The organism is Flavobacterium stagni (genome assembly GCF_004122105.1).
GTDB classification, from domain to species: Bacteria; Bacteroidota; Bacteroidia; order Flavobacteriales; family Flavobacteriaceae; genus Flavobacterium; species Flavobacterium stagni.
This window is the reverse complement of record NZ_SBKN01000008.1, coordinates 14,844-36,721: the sequence shown is the minus strand read 5'-3', so window position 1 is coordinate 36,721 and position 21,878 is coordinate 14,844. Positions and strand designations below refer to the sequence as shown.

The window sequence follows — 21,878 nt, the reverse complement described above, 5'->3', positions numbered from 1 at the left end:
ACGACTAAAATCATTGTGTTACATTGTGCCTTACTTTGTGAAACATAGTGTTACTAGAATAAAGACCGCTACGCTGAAAGAAGCAAGACTGCTACGCTGAAAGAAGCAAGAGTTTAAAACGAAATATGACTTGCGACTAATTCACTTACGACTCAAATCACTTACGACTTACGACTAATTCACTTACGACTAATTCACTTACAACTAACTCCAAGATCATATTTCAGTCTTTCTAAATCAGAACTTGTTTTTAACAAGCACCCTCTTTTCTCTTGCTTCTTTCTTCTTTTCTCTAATCCCAATTCCTTATTTTTGTACTTCATTTACAATTCATAACTCATAATTCATAATTCTAAAAACATGGCTGTTTGGCAAGAACGTGCAGAACTTTTATTTAAAACGGAAGGATTAGAAAAATTACGAAAAGCCAATGTATTGGTGGTCGGACTCGGGGGCGTGGGTTCTTTTGCGGCTGAGTTTTTGGCACGGGCAGGGGTAGGGAAGATGACCATCGTCGATGGAGACGTGGTGGATATTACCAACATCAACCGTCAGTTGCCTGCCTTGCATTCTACCGTGGGGTTGCCCAAAGTGGAATTGATGGGCGCCCGTTTGCTGGATATCAATCCCGAACTCGAACTCACAATACTCAAAGAATTCTTGTCGCCAGAACGTGCATTTGAATTAGTTTCGCCTGAATTTGATTATGTTTTGGACTGTATTGATAGTGTGACGCCCAAACTCAATCTATTGATTGCTGCCAAACGCAAAGGCGTGAAAGTGATCAGTAATATGGGCGCCGGAGGGAAGTTTTTGGCCTCCAAAGTTAAAGTTACCGACATTAGCAAAACCGATTACTGTCCCCTCGCCAAACATGTGCGCAAGCGCTTAAAGAAAGAAGGTATTTCGGGAGGCGTAAAAGTGGTGTACTCCAGCGAACGCCCCGATTATGATAGTGTCAAACATACCGACGGTAGTAATTTTAAAAAGTCGTTTTACGGCACCAATTCGTGGATGCCCTGTTTGTTCGGACTCCATGCTGCCGAAACCGTAGTGCGTTATCTTATCAAAAAATAATGGAATCGAATCGTCCCCAACTCACTGTACCGCGAACCGCTTTTGACAATGGGGTAGAAGCCATTGCCTTGTTGGGGTTAATCAGTTCGTGGATTTATGTAAGTGTACACTACGCGCAGTTACCCGACGTAATTCCTACCCACTTCAACGGTCAAGGTCAGGTCGATGGCTATGGCGACAAATGGGCGATTTTTTTGGGGTCGGGAATTGCTACAGCGATGTACATCGGACTCACCTATATCGGGCGGCATCCCCACTGGTTTAATTTTCCGGTGGCTGTTACCGAAGCCAATGCCCCGCGTTTGTACCAGATAGCTGTTCGTATGTTGCGGACGCTGAAATTGGTTCTTGTGGGCGTTTTCTTTGCGATTGAATGGCAAACGGTGCAAGTTGCCCACAATGCCGCATTTGACGGCGGCCGATGGATACTCCTGGGCGTGATGGGTGCTGTATTTGTCCCTTTATTCTATTTTTTAATCCAACTCTTTAAAAACAGCTAATGCTTAAAACCGTCATTTTTGATATGGATGGGGTGATCGTGGATACCGAACCCGTACACCATTATGCCTACCACCAACAGTTTGAACAACTCGGCATCACCGTTACGCCTGAAATGTATGCTTCGTTTACGGGGAATTCGACCAAGAATATCTTTCAAAAATTAAAAGACCAATTTGATTTACCCCAAACCGTAGAAGAATTGGTGGATACCAAACGCATGTTGTTTAATGATGCCTTTGATCAGAAAGAAGACCTCACTTTGTTGGAAGGCGTACACGAATTAATACTGGATTTGAGAGCCCATAACATCCAATTGGTGTTGGCTTCGTCTTCTGCTCGAGTTACCATTCACCGTATTTTCAAACGTTTTGAGTTGTTCCCACATTTTAGTCATATCGTTTCCGGAGAAGAGTTTCCGCAATCCAAACCGCATCCGGCGATCTTTGAACATGCCGTACATTTATCGGGCGATCAAGCAACCGAATGTATCGTAATCGAAGACAGTACCAACGGGATTCTTGCCGCCAAAGCCGCGGGTGTATTTTGTGTAGGGTACGACAGTTTCCATTCTAAAGGACAAGATTATACCCAAGCCGATGTCGTGGTGCAAGATTTCAAAGCCTTGAATTATGAACGATTAGCGGCTTTATTAGCATGAGAAAATTACTGTTTTTAGGATGCTTTTTTATCGGGCTTGTTGGCTTTGGTCAACAGCAATTTGCAGGGGAGATAGCCCAATTTCGAAAACAAGACAGTATTCACCCACCGCAAAAAGGTTTGGTGTTGTTTGTGGGGAGTTCGTCGTTCCGACTATGGACCACTATGGCATCCGACTTCAATAATCCCAACATCCTTAATCGCGGATTTGGAGGCGCTACAATTAATGATATTTTGTTTTATGAGGATGAGGTGGTTTTAAAGTACGAACCTTCTAAAATCGTCTTTTACTGTGGTGAAAATGACATTGCAGCAGATCCAAACCTTACCCCTGAAGCGGTATTACTTCGTTTTCAAACATTCTTTACCCATATCCGTCAAGCATTTCCCAAGGTGCCTTTTTATTTTGTAGGCATCAAACCCTGTCCGTCGCGCTGGGCCATGCAGGAACGGATGCAAGCCACCAATCGTTTGATCGAAGCCTATTTGGCCAAACAACCGGCTACGGTCTTTATTTCGGTATGGGAGGCCATGTTGCAAAATGGGGTGCCGAATCCAGCTTTGTTTCGGGAGGACCAACTGCACATGAATGCCTTAGGGTACGCTATTTGGATTACTGCTTTACGTCCGTATCTTCAGCCTTAAGAAGCTTCGCGGTCGGGGAACGTATGTTTGGCTAAAATGCGTTTACTGTCGCTTCGCACTTCCTGTTGTTTTCTAAAATTCCACCAAAAGTCGGTAGCTGCTTTCTGCGCTTCTTCTAAAGGCACAATCGGGAAGGGATAGTCATAACCGGGTTCGAATCCATACAACATTTGTTCGATGGGCGTCAGTTTCCACGGTTCGTGGATAAACGCTTCGGGGATGTTGCGCAATTCGGGCACCCATTTACGGATAAAATCCCCATGGGCATCGTGTTCGATGGAGTTCTTCACCGGATTATAAATACGAATCATATTCACGCCTGTAACGCCGGCTTGCATTTGAATTTGGGGGTAATGAATTCCGGGTTCGAAGTCCAAAAACTGTTGGGCAAGGTGCGGACTGCAATTTTGCCACGGTTGCATCAAGTGGTGGGTGTAGAACGAAACGACTAGGGCACGCATGCGAAAGTTGAGGTAGCCTGTGGTATTCAAACAACGCATACATGCATCTACGATAGGTACTCCTGTTTTTCCTGAACACCAAGCCTCATGATAGTTTGTATTAACCGGTAACTTTAAGTGCAAATAGCCTTTGTTGACGGGGTAAAATTCCATCGAACATTCCATTTCAAACTTTTGGATAAAATGGGCTTGCCAGCGTAAACGCGAAGCGAAGTTGTCGATTTGGCGTTTGAATTTTCCTTTTTGGCGCACTTCCCACGTCCATTGATAGACTTCTCGTATGGAAAGATTGCCCCATGCGATATATGGTGAAAGCCGACTGCATCCTTTGCGTCCCAATTCGGGTTTGGAGATGTGGCGGCTGTAGTTTTCAACGCGTTCGGTGAGAAAGGATTTCAGGTAACGCAAGCCCACGGAACGGCCTCCTTTTTGGAAAGGTGTGTCCTTAGGCGTGTCGAGGGACGGAATTTTAAAATGGATTTCGAGTTTCTCGATTTCGGTGTATTTCACAAAAGTTCGACCATTGGCTTCAAACGGAAAGCGGGCTTTCTCCATAAAGTCGTACCAATCTTCTTTCCAGGTTTGGCGGTTGCGCAGGCCACGGATTACCCCATTGGTAATGTATTCAAACCACGGAATGCCGTTGGCACGAAGGAGTTCGCTCACCTCAATATCCCGATGGAAGGTACGTTGAATACCGGTTTCTTGGTGGGAATATACGCCGGTAATCGACGCCATTTCAATTAATTTTTCAAAGACAAAAGTCGCTTCTTCCTCCACTATAAGGATTTGTGTGTGAAAGGGTAACAGATCGTGTTGGAGTTCGGCCAACGATTCTTTGATAAAATTAAAGTGCCGCGCACTGTAATGGATATCCTGCTGGAGTGAGGGCTCAAGGATATAGAGCAAGAGCACTTTTTCTTTGGTTGCGATAGCGCGAAACAAAGCTTCGTGGTCGTGCAGGCGTAAATCACGTTTGAGCCATACTACTTTCATGGGGCGATAAGGGTTTTATCCCACGGCGGCTTTGTAAACAGTTAAGCAACGCTCGCGGGCTTCTTTATGGTCAACTATAGGGTTGGGATAGGCTGAGGTTTCCACTTCAGGTACCCATTTTTTGATATAATACCAGTCTTTATCAAACTTCTTGATTTGTTCGCTGGGATTGAAAATGCGGAAATAGGGCGCTGCATCGACACCACTGCCTGCCGCCCATTGCCAATTACCGACATTACTCGCTTGTTCATAATCGAGGAGTTTTAAGGCAAAATAGGTTTCGCCCCAACGCCAATCGATGAGTAGGTGTTTACATAAAAAACTCGCTACAATCATGCGCACACGGTTGTGCATGTGACCGGTAGCGTTAAGTTCGCGCATCCCGGCATCTACAATGGGATAGCCTGTGGTTCCGGAACACCATTTTTGGAACAAATCCACATCGTTGTTCCATTGGATTTCGTCGTATTTGGGTTTGAAACTTTGGTGCACTGTATGCGGAAAATGCCAAAGGATTTGCATGAAAAACTCCCGCCAAATCAATTCATTCCAGAAGGTTTCGTTTTTCTCGGCAATTGCTTTGGCCATCATCTTGCGGATGGAAACGGCTCCAAAACGCAAATAGATGCCGAGGAAAGACGTTTTATTCAGTGCGGGAAAATTACGAGTCGCTTCGTAGTTCCGTATCAAGGTTTCGGATACATCGTAGGGTCGAACTTTTATTTTGGAAGGTTTGAATCCGATGTTTTCAAGAGTCAAAAAGGGATACGTATGATCGGTTATTTGATCCAATAAAGTTTCCGATGGATAGTGTTGTAAAGTAAGGGTTCGAAAACGTTCTTTCCAACGACGGCTGTAGGGGGTATAGACCACATAAGGTGTACCGTCATCTTTTACCACTTCACTCTTTTCAAAAATCACTTGATCCTTTGAGGTTTTGAAATCTACCCCTTTGGATTTAAACAATTGATTCAAGGCTTTGTCCCGTTTGCGGGCATAAGGCTCATAATCGTGGTTGGTGTAAATAGTGTCAATTTTTTGTTCCGATAGAAGTTGGGTATATACCTCTTCGGGTGTTCCGTGAAAAACCGCTAAAGATTTTCCTACGGCATGAAGTGCTTGCTGTATCGCCTCCAATTGCTGGTGAATAAAAGTCACACGAGCATCATCGGGCGGCAGTTGCGAGAGAATCGACGTGTCAAAAATAAAAATAGGCAATACGGGTTGGCCACTGCTTAATGCGTGGTACAATCCGACATTGTCGTCGACCCTCAGGTCTCTTCGGAACCAGAATATATTCATCTTAACTATTTACGATTAATGTGGACATTCCTCCGTCTACGGCAAACACTTGACCGGTGATCCAGTTGCTTTGTTCGCTCAATAAAAAGGCTGTCATTTGTGCGATATCTTGTGGTGTACCCACTTTTTTCATGGGGTTACGTAAAGCCGCTTTTTCTTTTTTCTCTTCCGAATTTAAGAATTTATCCGCTAATGGCGTATCGGTGAGTGAAGGCGCGATGACATTCATGCGCACTTTGGGAGCATATTCAGCGGCAAAGGCTTTGGCAAAACCTTCAATAGCGCCTTTGGCTGCAGCCACAGAAGTGTGAAAAGGCATACCCATCGAAGCAGCAACCGAACTGTAGGCCACCACACTCGACTGGGAAGCAGCGGTGAGTTGCGGTAATACGGTTTGTACTACTTTCACGAGTCCGATGAAGTTCAGTTGCAAATCACTTTCAAACGCTTCTGACTTTAAACCCTTAAACGGACGTAGATTTATGCTTCCTGGCAGATATACCAATCCGTGGATTTCAGCAGGAAGGGCGGAAGTATCCAAGGTATCTTGTGTCGCATCAAACGGAATGTGGGTAAGTTTTAAGTCGGCTAAATCTTCCACTGAGCGTGAAGCTACAAAAAGGTTGGACTCAAACTGTAATTGTTGGGCAAGGGCACGACCGATTCCTTTGGAACCACCAATCAATAGGATATTTTTCATGTTATTCAGGTTTAAATTCGCCAAAGAGTTCGATTAACTTCTTTCTTCGGTAGTCAAAAATTTGGTGCAAACGTGGTTTGACAAGTATTGGGTGCACGAGTTGCCCTAACATACCCATGGGTAGTTTATAGTCGACGATGTCTTCCATTTCTACACCGCCGGGTACTTCTTTAAAGAAATGTTTGTGGTGCCATAAAGCATATGGACCAAATCGTTGTTCGTCAACAAAAAACTTTTTGTGATCAACGTGTGTGATTTCGGTTACCCATTTCATGGGAATATTTAATAAGGGCGTAACAATATACTGGATGATTTGTCCCGGGTACATTTTCCGATCCGCACCAGAGAGGGTTTTAAACCCCATATCATCGGGTGTGATGGTATTTAGGTTCATCGGATCGGAAAAGAAATCCCAGGCTTCATCAAGAGTTATGGGAAGAAACTGTTTAGAGTGCAGTGTATAGATCTTCATTGTTTTTTTGGTAAAGATACAGTTTGTTTAACAAAAAGAAAAATAAGTTAAACAAAAATTATTCCCTTTTAAGTTTAAATTAACAGTTTGACCCCATCGCTTTTAGTAATTTTGGCAGAACTAAAACAATGAACCATGAAAAAACTAATCTATGCAATTGCCTTTTTTATTGCATCGTATGCGATCGAAGCGCAAGTAAAAACCCCTCAATCGAGTCCGAAAGCCACTGTAAATCAAGTTGTGGGTTTGACCGATGTAGCTATTGAATACTCCCGTCCCAGTGCCAAAGGCCGTACTATTTTTGGCGATTTAGTGCCATTTGGAAAATTATGGAGAACGGGTGCGAATGCGAATACCCTTGTGTCATTCAGTGAAGATGTAGTGATTGACGGAAAAACCTTAGCAAAAGGAAAGTATGCCTTGTATACATTACCAAAAGCGGATAACTGGGAAGTAATTTTCTATAAAACAACTGACAACTGGGGAACACCAGAAGAATTTAAAGAAGCGGATGTGGCGTTGCGTGCCAATGCAAAACCTGTGATGACGGATCGTCGTGTGGAAACCTTTACTATGGGTATTGGCAATGTAACCAATGACTCGGCTGAATTAGAAATTGCTTGGGAAAAAACGTTTGTAGCGGTAAAGTTTGAGGTGCCTACACAAAAAGCGGCCATGGCGAGTATCAATAAAACGCTAGCCGGACCTTCTGCCAACGATTATTATAGTGCAGCCCAATATTACTACCAAGCGAATATTGAAATGGCAAAAGCTTTAGAATATGTAAACAAAGCGGTAGGAGCTGTAAAAGCAGGGGAAGAAGCACCGTTTTGGCAATTGCGTTTAAAATCGTTAATCCAAGCAAAATTAGGCGATAAAAAAGGAGCGATTGAAACCGCTAAGTTATCGTTAGCCGGCGCACAAAAAGCGAAAAACGACGATTACGTAAAAATGAATAACGATTCCATCAAAGAATGGAGCAAATAATAAAAATCAAGCCCCTGAATTTCAGGGGCTTTTTTTTGCTTACTTTTAAACTATGAAACGGAAGAACCGCAAACAAGAGGAATTTTGGAATGTACTCACCCATGGGTTGGGTGCCGTATTGTCGTTGGTGGCGTTGGTCCTTTTGGTTGGATATACCGCTTGGAAAGGCACATTATTGGAATTGGGGGCGAGTTTGGTGTTCGGACTCAGTTTGGTGCTTTTATACTCCGCTTCAACAATTTATCATGCGGTCGTGCAATTGCGGCACAAACGTTTTTGGCAACGTGTCGACCATTTGAGTATCTACATTCTTATCGCTGGAACCTATACACCTGTAATGTTGGTGGGTTTGAAAGGCGTTTGGGGATGGACACTCTTTAGTTTGATTTGGGTATTGGTGGTCGTCGGATTTGTATTTAAGTTTTCCAAATACCGCTACAACGAGAAATTATCCTTGACGTTATATGCTGTCATGGGTTGGTTGTGCATCATTGGTATACAACCCATCATTCATGCCCTTTCATCCTCGGCGCTGTTGTTGATAGCGTTAGGCGGTGTTTGTTATACGGGCGGAATTTATTTTTATGCCAAAGATCGCAACCGTTTTTACCATCCCATTTGGCATGTCTTTGTATTGGGAGGCAGTGCTTTTCACTTTTTTGCCATTTTCCATTACATTTTACCGTAAAAAAAACCACCCGAAGGTGGTTCTATTTAAATTTCGTTTTCATGGACAAGTTGGAGTTCCTCAGGAGATTCATTGGGCTGCGTGCGTTGGATCAACCATGCAATCACGATGGTCAATAGAGCCCCAATAAAATTCAGCCACAAGAAACTCACCACATCCAGATAATAGATATAGAAGATTAAAAGTTGGGAAATCACGGCACTGTAGAAAATCGCAGTTGCTTTGATGTGTTTAATGTAAAATCCGACAAGGAATATCCCGAGCACTGTACCGTAGAAAATCGACCCGACAATATTCACGAGCTGAATGAGGTTTTCAAAAAGCGTCCCTACACAAGCAAATAAAATAGCAATGACACCCCACAAAAGCGTAAAATAGCGTGTAGCCATAACATAATGCTTATCGGATTTCTCTTCTTTTAAATTGCGTTTATAGATATCGATAGCGGTTGTAGATGCCAGTGCATTGAGTCCGGAAGCCGAGGACGACATGGCGGCACTGAGGATTACGGCGAGTAACAATCCAATCAACCCTTTCGGAAGGTAATTAAGAATGAAATACAAAAACACATAATCTTTATCGTTGGTCTCCGCTTTGGGATCGGCTTTCGCGATTAATTCTTTGGCTTGATCGCGTAAATCCCGTTCTTTTCCAGACAAAGCCGTTAAACGATTCCGTAAAATCGGATTGTCGTAATTCTGATTTAAGTGATCGATATACAAGAGATTATATTCTTTTTTCTCTTCGGTCAATGCCTTTAATTGGTCTTCTAATTTGTGGTAATCATTGGCATAGGCCGACTTTTCAATTATATCCTTGTTTACGGGATTAAAATTCAACGGCACTTCATTGAATTGGAAGAAAACAAACACCAAAACTCCGATGAGGAGAATAAAGAACTGCATCGGAACTTTTAGAAAGCCGTTCATGATGAGTCCCATCTGACTCTCGCGATCGGATTTTCCAGAGAGGTAGCGACCTACTTGGGATTGGTCGGTTCCAAAATAGGCCAAACTGAGAAAGAAACCCCCAGCGATACCGCTCCAAATGGTGTAGCGGGTTTCAGGGTCAAATGAAAAGTCGACTACATTCATTTTCTCATTAGCGCCCGCGATATGCATGGCATTGGAAAGGGTCATGTCGTTGGGTAAGAGCGATAATATGAGAAAGAAGGTAATCAACATCCCGCTCATGATGACAAACATTTGTTGTTTTTGGGTAACGTTTACGGCTTTGGTACCTCCCGAAAAGGTATACACAATCACCAAAATACCGATGATGACATTGAGCATGGTGAGGTTCCAACCCAAAAGGGTAGACAACACAATGGACGGTGCATAAATGGTGAGTCCGGTACCAAGTCCGCGCTGAATCAAGAATAAGATAGAAGCCAGCGAGCGGGTTTTTAGATCGAATCGTTGCTCGAGGTATTCATAGGCCGTGTAGACTTTTAATTTGTGGTAAATGGGAATAAACGTCAGGGAAATTACCACCATGGCAATCGGGAGTCCGAAATAGAACTGTACAAATCCCATTCCGTCGTGGTAGGCCTGTCCCGGGGTAGAAAGAAAAGTAATGGCACTCGCTTGGGTGGCCATGACAGAAATCCCCACGGTAAACCAATTGGTTTGCTTGTTTCCTAAAATATATTCTTCTACGTTGCGGCTCCCTTTGGTTTTGTACACCCCATAGATGACAATGGAGAGCAAGGTTACCGATAAAATAATCCAGTCCAGTTGTTGCATACTAGGAGTAGTTTTCCATGAGTAAATAAAAAATCAAAATATACAAGGCGTTGATGACTAACAGCCAAGTATAGTTATTGCTCCATCGGTTTTCCTTGTTGGTTTTCATATTGGTTTAGTTTTTTGCCGAAATTAGATTCGCCATGAGTCGGAAAGCTCCTGGAACGCCCTCGGGCAATTCACGGAAAAAGCTCAATCCGGTATAAATATACGTTCCTTTTCCATAGGGAGCGACGAGTATGGCTCCGTCTTTTGGTTTTTCTCCTTGATCATTAGCTGAAATCAAGGCCGTGTATTGTGCATCCCATTCACTGGGGTAGTACAAGCCTTGCTCTTGTTTCCAGCCGGTAAAGTCGGCACTCGTAATTTTATTGGGATAGTTTAAAATGCGGTGATTGGGTTGGAGAAAGCGCACTTCGGCATTCTCTTCCGTAACGCGGTCACGGGAAATTTTGAGCGGGTAGGGCGCATACTCCTTGGTCACCATATCATCCAACGTGTTGTATTGCACAATCATTGTTTTCCCACTTTTTACAAAATCCAACAAAACCTGTTGTTTGTAGGCCAATTGATTCACAACGTTATAGGCTCTGATTCCACTCATCACCACATCGAATGGTTGAAGCAACTCAGGGGTAAGCGATTCGGGTTTCACTACAGTAACTTCATACCCCATTTGGGTGAGGCTATTGGGTACTTCATCACCGGCTCCCATAATGTAAGCGATTTTTTCCTCGTTGGTTTTAATGTTGAGTTTGATGGCTTTGGCTGTAGCCGACTTCAATACCATTTGTTTGTAGATGTGCGTGTAGTTGATGTCTATTTTATCTTGTTTGAAGGTTTGGTTGTCTACTGTGACCACACTCTGGATGACTGCTTCAGCGGCTTCTTTGGGTGGGGTTAGGGTAAAAACAAATTCGGCGGTTTCGCCTTTGCGTTGAAGGGTAACTGCTTGTTGCTCCGGACTAACTTTCCAGTCGGTTGGGACCTGCAATTGCACCGATCCACTGAGGTTTTCTTTGCCCGCTTTCACAATTACGCGCACTTCGTGACTTCGGTTTTTAGGGAAAATATAGACTTTTTCTTTGATGGACGAAGTAGCCGCAGGTACAATGTCTAACGGTTGGTAAACTTCACCTTTCACGTCATCGTTGTATTTGTAAACAATTTTGCGGGTAAACGGAATTTCCACACCTTGAATGGAAAGGAAAAAGGTCACCTGTGTAGCGCGTTGTACATCGGGTTTACCAATGAGTAGGCGATCGTTTACGGTGTACATGCCTACAGTTCCTTCCTCTTTGAGGTAGTAGGGCGCCGTGTAGTCATAATCGTTTGGCAAGGAAAGATCAAAACTAGTTGTCAGGTCTTTGTTGTTAGTTAAAACCTGATTATTCCAGTTCACTGCAGTTTTGGGATAGGTTTCTACACGGTTTAAAGTCCAAGCATTGGCACTGCGGTTGATGGCTTCGAGTTTGACTTTTATTGTACTACCGGGTGTTGTTTCTTGCACATCGGAAACGGCTTCAAGGTAGAGACCGGAACAAGCGGCGATTATCTTTTTGATTTCCTCCGACTTTTGGTTGCGCCAAAAAGGGTCTTGCAATTGTTGAATGAGCGAGTAGGCTTTTATCAAATCGGGTACACTGGCCCCAGGATTCGAATAATTGAATTCTTTTTGCACTTTGGCGAGCAGTTCGCCCACTGCTTTTCCATCCGTTAGACGGTTCCATGTAGTATCAATCCCATCGAATAGATTGTTTTTGTTGGCGGGTGCCGTGCCTTTTAAGAATTCTAAATATTCGTCTTCTTCACCGCGGGTTCCTGTATTTCCGAAGCCCTGGGATTGGTGGCAGCTCCGACTCAAGGCTGCAATTTCTTGGTTGGATTTTCCGGCAAAGGGATAGTAAACGCCAATTTGGAGTTGGGCTTGTTTGCTTTTATCGGCTTTTTCAAATTTCTCTTTACTGCCATAAAACCACCAGGAGGTATTGAAATAAATACGCTGGGGTTGCCAAGGTTGGGTGTAAGCTAATTGATCCGCAAATTGATTGGGTTGGTTGGCCAAATCAAAGGCTTCCATGGAAAGCATGGCAGATGCCGTGTGATGACCGTGGGTGGTGCCGGGAGAGCGGTGGTCAAAACGGTTGATAATAATATCAGGGCGAAAAGTTCGAATAGCCCATACCACATCACTTAAAACTTGATTTTTATCCCATATTTGCAGGGTTTCCGTTGGGTTTTTAGAGAAGCCAAAGTCGTTAGCACGCGAGAAATACTGTTCGCCTCCATCAATTTTACGGGCTTCGATGAGTTCTTGGGTTCGAATTACCCCTAACAATTCCCGCAATTCGGGTCCGATTAAGTTTTGTCCGCCATCACCGCGTGTGAGTGACAAATAGCCAGTTCGGGCATGGACTTCATTGGATAAATAGGAAATCAATCGGGTATTTTCATCATCGGGATGGGCGGCGATATAGAGTATGTTGCCCAAGAAATTCAGTTTTTCAATTTGGTGGTAAATGTCGGCTGAATTTGGTTTTTCAGGTCGTTGCCCCCATGTTGGAAATGCAACGATACAAGCAGCCAGTAACAAAAACGATTGACGCATTAGTAGTTAATTTGAATTCCTTCAAAAATACGGATTTCTATGGGCTACCCTTTTTTTATTTGATTTTCTTTAACAAAAAAAAGGAGCACAACATTGTGCTCCTTTTCCCCCTAAACTAACTAAATTAACCCTAACGATTATGAATTAGTGTTATTTTTAATCGTGTCCATGTCCTCTTTTTTTCCCATGTCCACGGTGTTTTTCATGTCCATGGTGTCTTCCGCGATCGTGATCATCGTCGTGATCGCGGTACACCACTACGGTTCGTTGAGGAACAGTGACATAACGAGCGCGATGTCTTTTGTGATAATAGTACGGTGTTTTGCCGTAATAGTCGGTGAGGTATACGACACGTCCGCGACGCAAATCATAGTGATTGCAACGGGCGGGTAAATAGGCATTACGAATCCAACGCCCATTGGAGAAATACAAGAATAATCCGTTGGGGACATCGTAATACACATCAATTTCGGGCAAGTAGTAGTACTGTACTTCCACACGGTCGGCAGGTGCCCAAACTGGTGGCGTTCCAAAATTGATATTTACATTTACTTGAGCTACTGCAGCGCTACTTCCCAGTAACAAGGCTGCAATTATTAGTCGTATACTTTTCATAAACTTTTGTTTTTAGCTTATGGTACAAAGTTGCGACAGATGAAGTGATTAGGTGTTATAACAATTTCAGGAATCGTTACAGTATTTCCATTTTAATACCCTTAGTCCATGAATTCGGGAGTATCATTACGGGGATTGAGTACGGTTATCCCTTTCTGTAACAATAGATTATTCGGATAAGTGCTTAATTCGCCATCACTGGAACGAAGGTTAATATGAAAGGCATTGATGTCTTCGATTTCTCCTTGAACTGGAAAATCTTTATCGTTGATGCGAATGATGTCGCCAATTTTAAAAGGGAAAAAGAAAAAGAGTATAATTCCTGATGTGATGTTACTAAGAATCGACCATTGGGCAAACATGGCTACTCCAATTACAGTAGTGATTGAAGAGACAGTCACTAAAATATCTTCTTTTTTTACACCCCAAATAACAATGAGGGCAATTACCGCGATGATGTTAATCAACAAGTCAATGTATTTGATGACTAAATTGGCGCGGTGTTCGATGTTGTGGTTGGTTTTGGCAAAGCGCCGAACCACTTTGGCAACCAGCATGCGAAGTACAATGACAAGGAAAAGCACACTGGCAGTAGCGATGATTTCTGTTGTAAATTGATTGAATTCCATTTACAAATGTCCTTCTTGATTGCGTTGGTTAATATAATTCAGTTGGTGTTCGGCCACATAATTTCGAAATATAGCGACCAATGACTCGTAGTATTTTTTGAGGTGTTGGACATTGATCTCCGGATTGCTATCGATGGGGATGGTGACCGGCATTTCGTTTAAGTACTGGTGCAATTCAGGGAAATTATCGCGAATGACCATGGTTACTTTCAATATTTTGGCATTGATTTCCTGCTCCGTTTCCATTACTGAAAAGGTATTATTTGTTGTGCCCCATAAAAGTACAACTATTTTAAAAAGTGGCTTGTTAAATAGTGATAAACTTTTTCAGTGGGTAATCCCACGACATTGGTATACGAACCTTCAATTCGGGAAATACCCGTGAGACCAATCCAATCTTGAATACCATATGACCCCGCTTTGTCAAAAGGTTGGTGTTTGTCGAGATAATAATGAATGGCATCAAGCGATAAAGGGGAAAAGGTGACTTTTGTTTTATCAAAAATAACCGCTTCTGAGGTTTGGGTTTTAAAGCAAACTGAAGTGATGACTTCATGGGTATTTCCTGAAAGCTCCTGCAACATAGCTACGGCATGATCATAATCGGTTGGTTTCCCCAAAGCTTTTCCGTGTAACCAAACTAAGGTGTCACTGGTGATAAGAAGTTCATTTTCAGCAAGCGAACCTTCAAAAGCAGCAGCCTTGAGTTGGGCCAAATAATTGGTAATTGCTTCGGCTTGCAAATGATCGGGATAGACTTCGTCAATTTCTTTGATTCGAATTTCAAATTCCAAATCCAAGTCCTTGAAGAATTGTTGGCGACGGGGCGAACCCGAGGCCAAGATGATTTTATAATTAACCGGCATGGTGTTTTAAATTAAAAGTCAGGACAGCCAAAGCCAAAATTCCTAACAGCGTAATGAATTTCATCAATTTGCTGAGTTGTGCATAATCCGCTTTGGTTTGGGCTTGTAACACACGGATGGCGATAAACAACAATGGAGCAACGGTGAAAAAGAGTAAGTATCCAATAATCAAGAAATAGGAATTATTGAAAAGGTCAGTGAAACAATAATACAGGGCCAAAACAGCACTGATTACAGCTAATGCCGCCACAAGGATATTGGTTTTTTGAACACCCAAAACAAGAGGTAAAGTCTGCATTCCAAGCGCATCATCGCCTTCACGGTCTTCGGCATCTTTGATAATTTCACGAATTACCGTGAGTAGTACCGCAAAAAGGGCGTAATATTTCAACATGCCAAACAAGGCTGACATGGCTACATTATTACTGGCATTCGTAATGGGATACAAATCAAAAATGGCTTCCAAAATAATAGTCGCGCCCGTTAACAATCCGATAACTAAATTCCCAACAAAAGGCATTTGTTTGAGGGAAGAGGAATACACATACAATAAGGCAACCACCAAAACAAAGAAAACGCCAAATCCGGGACGGCCAATGCAATTGGACAAATACATTCCGATACCCACTCCTGTAATGGAGAGTCCGCCGTACCAATAATACGCATTAGCTTCGGAAATAGCCGATCCAATGAGCACTCGGTTGGGACGATTAATAGCATCAACTTCTTGGTCAAAAACATCATTGATGATATATCCACCCGCTGCAATACAAGCGACAGCGGTGACAAAAAGAATAAATTCCAAAGGGGTCAAAGCCAAATAAAGACTTAATTGTTCCAAAAAACCGTAACGAATGACAAAGAGCATTCCGATTAAGGCTAAAATATTTGGGTAGCGAATTAATTGTAAAAATTTCATGTTGTAATGATTCTAATAGAGCGTTTAATCGTGTTTTCCGTTGTAATAGGTATGCCATTTTCCTTGGACTTTCATCACTTGTTCGATGACATCCCGCACGGCACCTTTCCCGCCATTTTTGTGGGAGATATAGGTGGAAATAGCTTTGATTTCCGGACTTGCATCTTGGGGACAAGTGGGAAGGCCAACTTTTTGCATCACGTGATAATCGGGAATATCGTCACCCATGTACAAGACTTGATCCGGTTGGATGCCATAAATGTCACAATATTCTTTGAAGGTTTCCACTTTATCGGGTGAACCCAAATAAATGTCGGTGATGCCCAGGTTACGCAAACGGATGCGCACGCCTTCATTGCTTCCTCCCGAAATAATGCATACGTTATAGCCACTTTCGAGTGCGGCTTTCATCGCAAATCCGTCGCGGATGTGCATTTCGCGTAGCATTTCGCCGGTGGGCGAAACGTGTACGGTACCGTCAGTGAGTACACCGTCAACATCCAACACAAAAGTGGTGATGTCGTTCATGAGTTCTTTATAGCTTTTTGCCATGATCAATAATGGATTTTGTCAAGAGTTGGTAAACTTCTTTTTGGGTGGCATCGGTCAATGCCGCCAAGTGCCGATTGAGGGTTTCGGTATCGCCACGTAGGGCAGGACCGGTTTGCGCTTGTTGTGGGGTAAGGGTTTGTATTTTATCTGCAGTTTCAGCAATCAATGGTTGGAGAATAGCAAAGGGAACCTGATGTTCTTCGCACAAATCGTGACCTATTTGATACAAATGATTGGTGAAATTACACACAAAAACAGCCGCGACATGTAAGGCTTTGCGTTGGTCTTCCGAGATGCGGTACACCGATTCTGATACCGAATGGGCCAATTCGTGAAGAATGGCATAATCCGATTCGTGTTCGGTTTCCAAGCAAAACGGAATGTGGTGATAGGCGAGTCGTTTTCCTTTTGTAAACGTTTGTAAAGGATAAAAAACACCCCTACGATTTTTGGGATCTAAAACAGCAAGTGAGGTAGTCCCTGAGGTGTGTACCACCAATTTATTGTTCAGTGGGAGTTGGGATGACACTGCGCCAATAGCGTTATCTGAAACGGCAATTACATACACGTCGGCTTCAGCAAGAGAGGCCGCATCAGTGATGATGTCCAAATCGGGAAATTGCTGTTCCAAGGTTTTTGGATGGCGGGCTAGGACTTGGACAAGGTGTACATTTCCGCTTTCGCGAAAGGCCGTAATGAGATGTTGGGCCACATTTCCAGAACCAATAATCACCGTTTTTATCATGGCTGTAAAAGTATAAAAAAAGGGGCAAAATGCAATTTTATTCGAAGGAACAGACAATTCCTAATATTCCATTAAAATCGATGTGTTGAAACGGAAAAAACGTTTTTTTTGGTGTATTTTTGCGTAAATTTTTTTGAAAATGGCTGATAAATTAGCTTCCTTCTTATATTCCACCCGATTAATGGCGGTATTGTTTATTGTGTATGCAGCAGCTATGGCGGCGGGAACTTTTATTGAGAGTGATTTCAATACGGATACGGCTCGAATCTGGATTTACAATACCAAATGGTTTGAATTGATATTGATTTTCTTTTTAATCAATTTCATCGGGAATATCAAACGCTATCAATTGCATTTGCGCAAGAATTGGGCGACCTTACTGTTGCACTTGGCGTTTATTTTGATCATTATTGGGGCAGGAATCACACGATACATCAGTTTTGAAGGGGTGATGCCGATTCGTGAAGGTGAAAGTGCTAAACAATTTTATTCCGATAAAAATTATTTAACGGTTTGGATTGATGGGCAATACCAAGGGGCATTGAAGCGACGCATCATTGAGAAGCCCTTATTGTTATCTGAAGCGGTTTATCCTCCATTTGCCTCCAATAATTTTACTATCGATGAAAAATTCGATCAAACTCCTTTCCAAATTTCGTATAAAAAATTCATGATGGATGCCAAGCAAACGATTGCTGCGGATGCCAACGGAAAGTTTTTTATCAAAATGGTTGAAGCGGGTGGCGGTCAACGTCATGAGCATTTTTTAGAAGAAGGTGTTGTACAAAGCATACACGGATTGTTATTTTCGCTCAACAAACCCATGGAGGGCGCGATTAACATCACGACAGATGGGACAAAGACATCTATAAAATCGCCTTTTGCAGGTAATTTCATGCGTATGGCGGATCAATTTAAAGGGGAAATTGCCGCAGCTACTGAACAAGATTTGATGTTTCGCTCTTTATATAATGTAGGCGGTTCGCAATTTGTTTTTCCAGAGCAACCCATTAAAGGGAAGAAAGAATGGACATCGGGGACCAACTACAAAGCCAAAAATACCGATGATGCTTTGATTGTCACTGTAACTTCGGGTGGTAAATCGCAAGATATTACATTGGTAGGTTCCAAAGGTAAAACAGGTGAGCCTCAAGTGGTAAAATTGGGCGGACTGGAATTCTCGTTACTGTTCGGTAGTAAAGTCTATGAATTGCCTTTTTCCATGCGATTGAATGATTTTATAGCCGATAAATATCCAGGTACTGAGAAAAGTTATTCGGCTTTTAAAAGTAAGGTTACGGTCATGGATAATGGGAAAAACACCGATGCCGATATTTACATGAACCATATTTTGGATTACGGCGGTTATCGTTTCTTCCAATCGTCATTTGATCCCGATGAAAAAGGGACGGTTTTATCAGTGAACCACGATTATTGGGGAACGATGATTACTTATATAGGTTACTTTTTATTGTTTTTTGGCATGTTAGCCATTTTATTTGATAAGAATACGCGCTTTGCCGATTTGAAAAAGAAATTGGAAAAAGTAAAAGAAAAGAAGAATGCTTTAGCAACGATTCTTTTGTTCTTTATCAGTTTTGCCATACAAGCGCAACACTCGGAGCATGATGGTCACCAGCATTCCAATCCTATGGCGATGCCCACGAATATCAACTATTTGGATTCGGTGAAGAAATATGCAGTTCCTGAAGTACAAGCGGAGAAATTTGGACGTTTGGTCATTCAAGATGATGGCGGACGTATGAAACCGGTGAATACTTTTTCATCGGAATTATTACGGAAAGTGAGTAAAAGCGATACTTACGAAGGATTAAACGCCGATCAGGTATTTTTATCCATGGTGATGTATCCAAGAGCTTGGGAGAATTTGCCTGTGATTTATTTGAAAAAAGGAAACGATAGTATTCGCAAAATCATTGGCGTTGGAAAAGACGTCAAGTATGTGAAATTTAAAGATTTCATTACGGATAATGGGATGTATAAATTATCCCCCTACTTGGATGATGCCTATAAAACCACCAATCCGAATAATTTTCAAAAGGATTTTGTGGAAGCCGACAAAAAAATCAATTTGTTGTACAGTGCGATGTACGGCGGCATTTTAAAGATATTCCCTGTTCCAAATGACAAGAGTAACAAATGGGTTTCTTTCATGGAATTGAACCAAGCGACGGGAACCGATTTGGATAAAATCAAGAATGCATTTCCGTATTATTTGAATGAATTGGGACGAGGTACAAAGACCAAGAATTACACCATGGCCAATACCTTATTAAAAGGATTGGAAGATTATCAGAAAAAATACGGGAAAGCTGTTCGCCCAACTGACCAACAAATTGATTCGGAAATTTTATTGAATAAATACGATGTCTTCCGCAGTTTATTTTGGTTGTACATGTTGGCGGGAAGTATCATGTTGATTCTAACGATCATTCGCATCTTTACCAACAGTCGTTTGTTACGCATTTCCATCAATGCCTTTCATCTATTCATCGGTATTTTGTTTGCAACCCACACCGCAGGTTTGATTGCCCGTTGGTATGTGTCCGGACATGCACCCTGGAGTGATGCTTATGAGAGTATGATTTATGTAGCGTGGGCAACGATGTTTTTCAGTTTGGCTTTTGACCGTAAGTCGAAATTGACCGTTGCAGCAGGTACATTTGTGACTTCCATGATTTTGATGGTGGCGCACATGAGTTGGATGGATCCACAAATTGCCAATTTACAACCCGTATTGAATTCCTATTGGTTAATGATCCACGTGGCGGTAATTGTGATGAGTTACGGTCCATTTACGTTGGGAATGATTTTGGGTGTTGTAGCGATGATTTTAATGTTGGCCACCAACGAAAAGAACAAAGAAGTCATGCAGTTGAACATCAAAGAGATTACTTATATCAACGAAATGGCACTAACATTAGGTTTGGTGTTATTAACGATTGGTAACTTTTTAGGTGGTCAATGGGCGAATGAAAGTTGGGGCCGTTATTGGGGTTGGGACCCAAAAGAAACCTGGGCATTGATCAGTATTATGGTTTATGCGTTTGTGATTCATGCCCGCTTAGTTCCGGGGTTACGTGGATTATTTGCGTTTAACTTCATGAGTGTTTTGGCGTTTGCTTCGATTTTAATGACCTATTTTGGAGTAAATTTCCATTTAACCGGTATGCACTCGTATGCTACGGGAGAAAAGCAAAACGTAGATATTTACATTCGCATATTTGTAATCTTCATGGTATTTGCAGGAATTGTTTACTGGCGGTACCGCAAGGTTTCGAAATAAATAGAAAACAACAAGTAATAAAAAAGGTTCGACATGAATTGTCGAACCTTTTTCTGTTTATATGAAAGTTAATTAAAGACTTATACTTTACCCAAGGTGTACAATTGTTCCATGGTGGGCGACTTACTACCGCCAGCAGGTTCAAGAGTAATTCCGAAGGCTTGTGCATCTCCCGTTCCTTCTACAGCAAATACTTTACCTGGATTTTTCGTGAAATCGTTCAAAAGACCAATACTAGTAGGCGTAAGGGCAGGAACTAATTTCAACGACCAAATTTGGTACACTTTGCCTTTTGGAGGTTCGGGTAATCCTGAAGCATCTACATAGACTTTTTGGGTTTTTTGGTTCCAATAAATCTTGGCAGTAGCATTAGGTGCAGCCGCTTGACCGGCTAGGCTTACCACAGTATTTTGGCTATCGCGAATGACATCGAGCGCTACAACGGTTTGTTGTTTTTCCAATTCCAATTCGACAACCGATTTCTGCAAGGTAGATTTTTCATTTTGAAGGGTGCCAATTTCCGATTGTGCATCGGCCACTTTATTGTACTGAAGTGCAACACCCACTAATAGCGCGACAGAAGCGGCCCAACCAAGGTAAGGTGTAATGCTAAGACGCGAGTTCATTTGTACCACGTTGCCACCACCCATATCGAGGCGTTCCTTTATGGATTGGAACACACCTGCTGACAGCGCTGGGGCAATGCTGGAGGACAGATTGATGACCGATTTTTCAATCGATACGATTTCGTTGAGAACCGTACTGTCTTTCTTGGACAGTGCAGCAATCTCGGCAGATTCGTTTTCGGGTAAAGCCCCGTAAACGTATAATTCGAGATCACCGGATTCGATTATTTCTTTTGAATTCATGATACGTTCAAATAAGTTCTTAAATCATTGATACACGTGCGGTTTTGTGTTTTCACGGTTCCAATTGGAATTTCAAGTTCTTCGGAAGCTTCCTGTTGGGTATAACCCTGGAAGAACAAGAGTTCTAACAATTGGATACATTTAGGTTTCAACTTTTTAATGAAATCCTTAATACCAATAGTATCAATGCGACTGTTCATTCGACTGTTGTCTCCAACCATATATACGAAGTTGTCGACATCTAGGTTTTTCTTGCTGTTATTGTACCCCTTCGAACGAAGTTTGTCAATGGCCGTATTACGGGCAATATTCAATATCCACGTATAGAACCGACCTTTGGAGTCGTTATACGAATCGATATTTTTCCAGATTTTTACGAATGTTTCCTGAAGGACGTCTTCTGCTTCATCACTATCCTTTATCAGGTTAGCAATTACAGCATAGAGACTCTTCGAATACATGTCGTACATGGCTGTGAAAGCGCGCTCATCTTTGTTTACGAGCAACGGAATCAATTGTTCCTGTGTCATGTGTTAA

22 protein-coding genes are annotated in these 21,878 nt (G+C 42.4%); 7 read left to right on the top strand and 15 right to left on the bottom strand.

The window, feature by feature from the left end; genetic code table 11:
- Nucleotides 1–360: 360 nt before the first annotated feature.
- From EQG61_RS12080 to EQG61_RS12065, 4 genes are read left to right on the top strand one after another with little or no spacing between them, the layout of a single operon-like run.
- Nucleotides 361–1,077: a tRNA threonylcarbamoyladenosine dehydratase gene (locus EQG61_RS12080; RefSeq protein WP_129462205.1), complete on the top strand. Its 717-nt coding sequence runs from the start codon at nt 361–363 to the stop codon at nt 1,075–1,077.
- Nucleotides 1,077–1,577, top strand: coding sequence for a DUF1648 domain-containing protein (locus EQG61_RS12075; protein WP_129462204.1), 501 nt, complete (start codon nt 1,077–1,079; stop codon nt 1,575–1,577). Before EQG61_RS12080 ends, EQG61_RS12075 begins: the two co-directional genes overlap by 1 nt.
- Nucleotides 1,577–2,236, top strand: coding sequence for an HAD family hydrolase (locus EQG61_RS12070; RefSeq protein WP_129462203.1), 660 nt, complete (start codon nt 1,577–1,579; stop codon nt 2,234–2,236). The genes EQG61_RS12075 and EQG61_RS12070 overlap by 1 nt, the downstream gene beginning before the upstream one ends.
- The gene (locus EQG61_RS12065; RefSeq protein WP_129462202.1) at nt 2,233–2,880 is read left to right on the top strand and encodes a GDSL-type esterase/lipase family protein; all 648 of its coding nucleotides are present in this window, start codon (nt 2,233–2,235) and stop codon (nt 2,878–2,880) included. Before EQG61_RS12070 ends, EQG61_RS12065 begins: the two co-directional genes overlap by 4 nt.
- Here the strand turns inward: EQG61_RS12065 and EQG61_RS12060 are convergent.
- From EQG61_RS12060 to EQG61_RS12045, 4 genes are read right to left on the bottom strand one after another with little or no spacing between them, the layout of a single operon-like run.
- Nucleotides 2,877–4,337 (bottom strand): cryptochrome/deoxyribodipyrimidine photo-lyase family protein, encoded by a 1,461-nt coding sequence (locus EQG61_RS12060; RefSeq protein WP_129462201.1) that lies wholly within the window; start codon nt 4,335–4,337, stop codon nt 2,877–2,879. The two genes, EQG61_RS12065 and EQG61_RS12060, sit on opposite strands and share 4 nt — an antisense overlap.
- A 15-nt stretch (nt 4,338–4,352) precedes the next feature.
- The gene (locus tag EQG61_RS12055; protein WP_129462200.1) at nt 4,353–5,639 is read right to left on the bottom strand and encodes a cryptochrome/photolyase family protein; all 1,287 of its coding nucleotides are present in this window, start codon (nt 5,637–5,639) and stop codon (nt 4,353–4,355) included.
- A gap of 1 nt (nt 5,640) precedes the next feature.
- Complete coding sequence (locus tag EQG61_RS12050) at nt 5,641–6,339, bottom strand: SDR family NAD(P)-dependent oxidoreductase (protein WP_129462199.1); 699 nt, start codon at nt 6,337–6,339, stop codon at nt 5,641–5,643.
- A 1-nt stretch (nt 6,340) separates the two neighbouring features.
- Nucleotides 6,341–6,811, bottom strand: a complete 471-nt coding sequence (locus EQG61_RS12045) for an SRPBCC family protein (protein WP_129462198.1) — start codon at nt 6,809–6,811, stop codon at nt 6,341–6,343.
- Between the two features lie 135 nt (nt 6,812–6,946).
- Between EQG61_RS12045 and EQG61_RS12040 the strand changes: the two genes are divergently transcribed.
- Both EQG61_RS12040 and trhA read left to right on the top strand, forming a co-directional pair.
- Complete coding sequence (locus EQG61_RS12040) at nt 6,947–7,798, top strand: DUF2911 domain-containing protein (protein WP_129462197.1); 852 nt, start codon at nt 6,947–6,949, stop codon at nt 7,796–7,798.
- A gap of 52 nt (nt 7,799–7,850) precedes the next feature.
- Nucleotides 7,851–8,486 (top strand): PAQR family membrane homeostasis protein TrhA, encoded by a 636-nt coding sequence (gene trhA / locus EQG61_RS12035; RefSeq protein WP_129462196.1) that lies wholly within the window; start codon nt 7,851–7,853, stop codon nt 8,484–8,486.
- A 26-nt stretch (nt 8,487–8,512) separates the two neighbouring features.
- On the opposite strand, the gene EQG61_RS12030 is transcribed toward trhA, so the two are convergent.
- The 9 genes from EQG61_RS12030 to EQG61_RS11990 form a co-directional block, all read right to left on the bottom strand.
- Nucleotides 8,513–10,231, bottom strand: a complete 1,719-nt coding sequence (locus EQG61_RS12030; RefSeq protein ID WP_129462195.1) for a sodium:solute symporter — start codon at nt 10,229–10,231, stop codon at nt 8,513–8,515.
- Between the two features lie 115 nt (nt 10,232–10,346).
- Nucleotides 10,347–12,839: a PIG-L family deacetylase gene (locus EQG61_RS12025; RefSeq protein ID WP_129462194.1), complete on the bottom strand. Its 2,493-nt coding sequence runs from the start codon at nt 12,837–12,839 to the stop codon at nt 10,347–10,349.
- A 156-nt stretch (nt 12,840–12,995) separates the two neighbouring features.
- Nucleotides 12,996–13,454 (bottom strand): hypothetical protein, encoded by a 459-nt coding sequence (locus EQG61_RS12020; protein ID WP_129462193.1) that lies wholly within the window; start codon nt 13,452–13,454, stop codon nt 12,996–12,998.
- A 101-nt stretch (nt 13,455–13,555) separates the two neighbouring features.
- On the bottom strand, nt 13,556–14,083 hold the full coding sequence (locus EQG61_RS12015) for a mechanosensitive ion channel domain-containing protein (protein WP_129462192.1): 528 nt from the start codon (nt 14,081–14,083) through the stop codon (nt 13,556–13,558).
- Nucleotides 14,084–14,329 (bottom strand): hypothetical protein, encoded by a 246-nt coding sequence (locus EQG61_RS12010; RefSeq protein ID WP_129462191.1) that lies wholly within the window; start codon nt 14,327–14,329, stop codon nt 14,084–14,086. It abuts the gene before it with no gap.
- A gap of 41 nt (nt 14,330–14,370) precedes the next feature.
- The gene (locus tag EQG61_RS12005; RefSeq protein ID WP_129462190.1) at nt 14,371–14,949 is read right to left on the bottom strand and encodes a Maf-like protein; all 579 of its coding nucleotides are present in this window, start codon (nt 14,947–14,949) and stop codon (nt 14,371–14,373) included.
- The gene (locus EQG61_RS12000; RefSeq protein WP_129462189.1) at nt 14,939–15,868 is read right to left on the bottom strand and encodes a geranylgeranylglycerol-phosphate geranylgeranyltransferase; all 930 of its coding nucleotides are present in this window, start codon (nt 15,866–15,868) and stop codon (nt 14,939–14,941) included. The genes EQG61_RS12005 and EQG61_RS12000 overlap by 11 nt, the downstream gene beginning before the upstream one ends.
- A gap of 24 nt (nt 15,869–15,892) precedes the next feature.
- Nucleotides 15,893–16,420, bottom strand: coding sequence for a KdsC family phosphatase (locus EQG61_RS11995; protein WP_129462188.1), 528 nt, complete (start codon nt 16,418–16,420; stop codon nt 15,893–15,895).
- The gene (locus tag EQG61_RS11990) at nt 16,404–17,165 is read right to left on the bottom strand and encodes a Rossmann-like and DUF2520 domain-containing protein (protein ID WP_129462187.1); all 762 of its coding nucleotides are present in this window, start codon (nt 17,163–17,165) and stop codon (nt 16,404–16,406) included. The genes EQG61_RS11995 and EQG61_RS11990 overlap by 17 nt, the downstream gene beginning before the upstream one ends.
- Before the next feature lie 139 nt (nt 17,166–17,304).
- Between EQG61_RS11990 and ccsA the strand changes: the two genes are divergently transcribed.
- Complete coding sequence (gene ccsA / locus EQG61_RS11985) at nt 17,305–20,472, top strand: cytochrome c biogenesis protein CcsA (protein WP_129462186.1); 3,168 nt, start codon at nt 17,305–17,307, stop codon at nt 20,470–20,472.
- 80 nt (nt 20,473–20,552) lie between these two features.
- Here the strand turns inward: ccsA and EQG61_RS11980 are convergent, their stop codons facing one another.
- Both EQG61_RS11980 and EQG61_RS11975 read right to left on the bottom strand, forming a co-directional pair.
- On the bottom strand, nt 20,553–21,341 hold the full coding sequence (locus EQG61_RS11980) for an anti-sigma factor (protein WP_129462185.1): 789 nt from the start codon (nt 21,339–21,341) through the stop codon (nt 20,553–20,555).
- Nucleotides 21,338–21,871 carry an RNA polymerase sigma factor gene (locus EQG61_RS11975; RefSeq protein WP_129462184.1) on the bottom strand — a complete coding sequence of 178 codons (534 nt, stop codon included), beginning with the start codon at nt 21,869–21,871 and terminating at the stop codon, nt 21,338–21,340. Before EQG61_RS11975 ends, EQG61_RS11980 begins: the two co-directional genes overlap by 4 nt.
- Between the last annotated feature and the right edge of the window lie 7 nt (nt 21,872–21,878).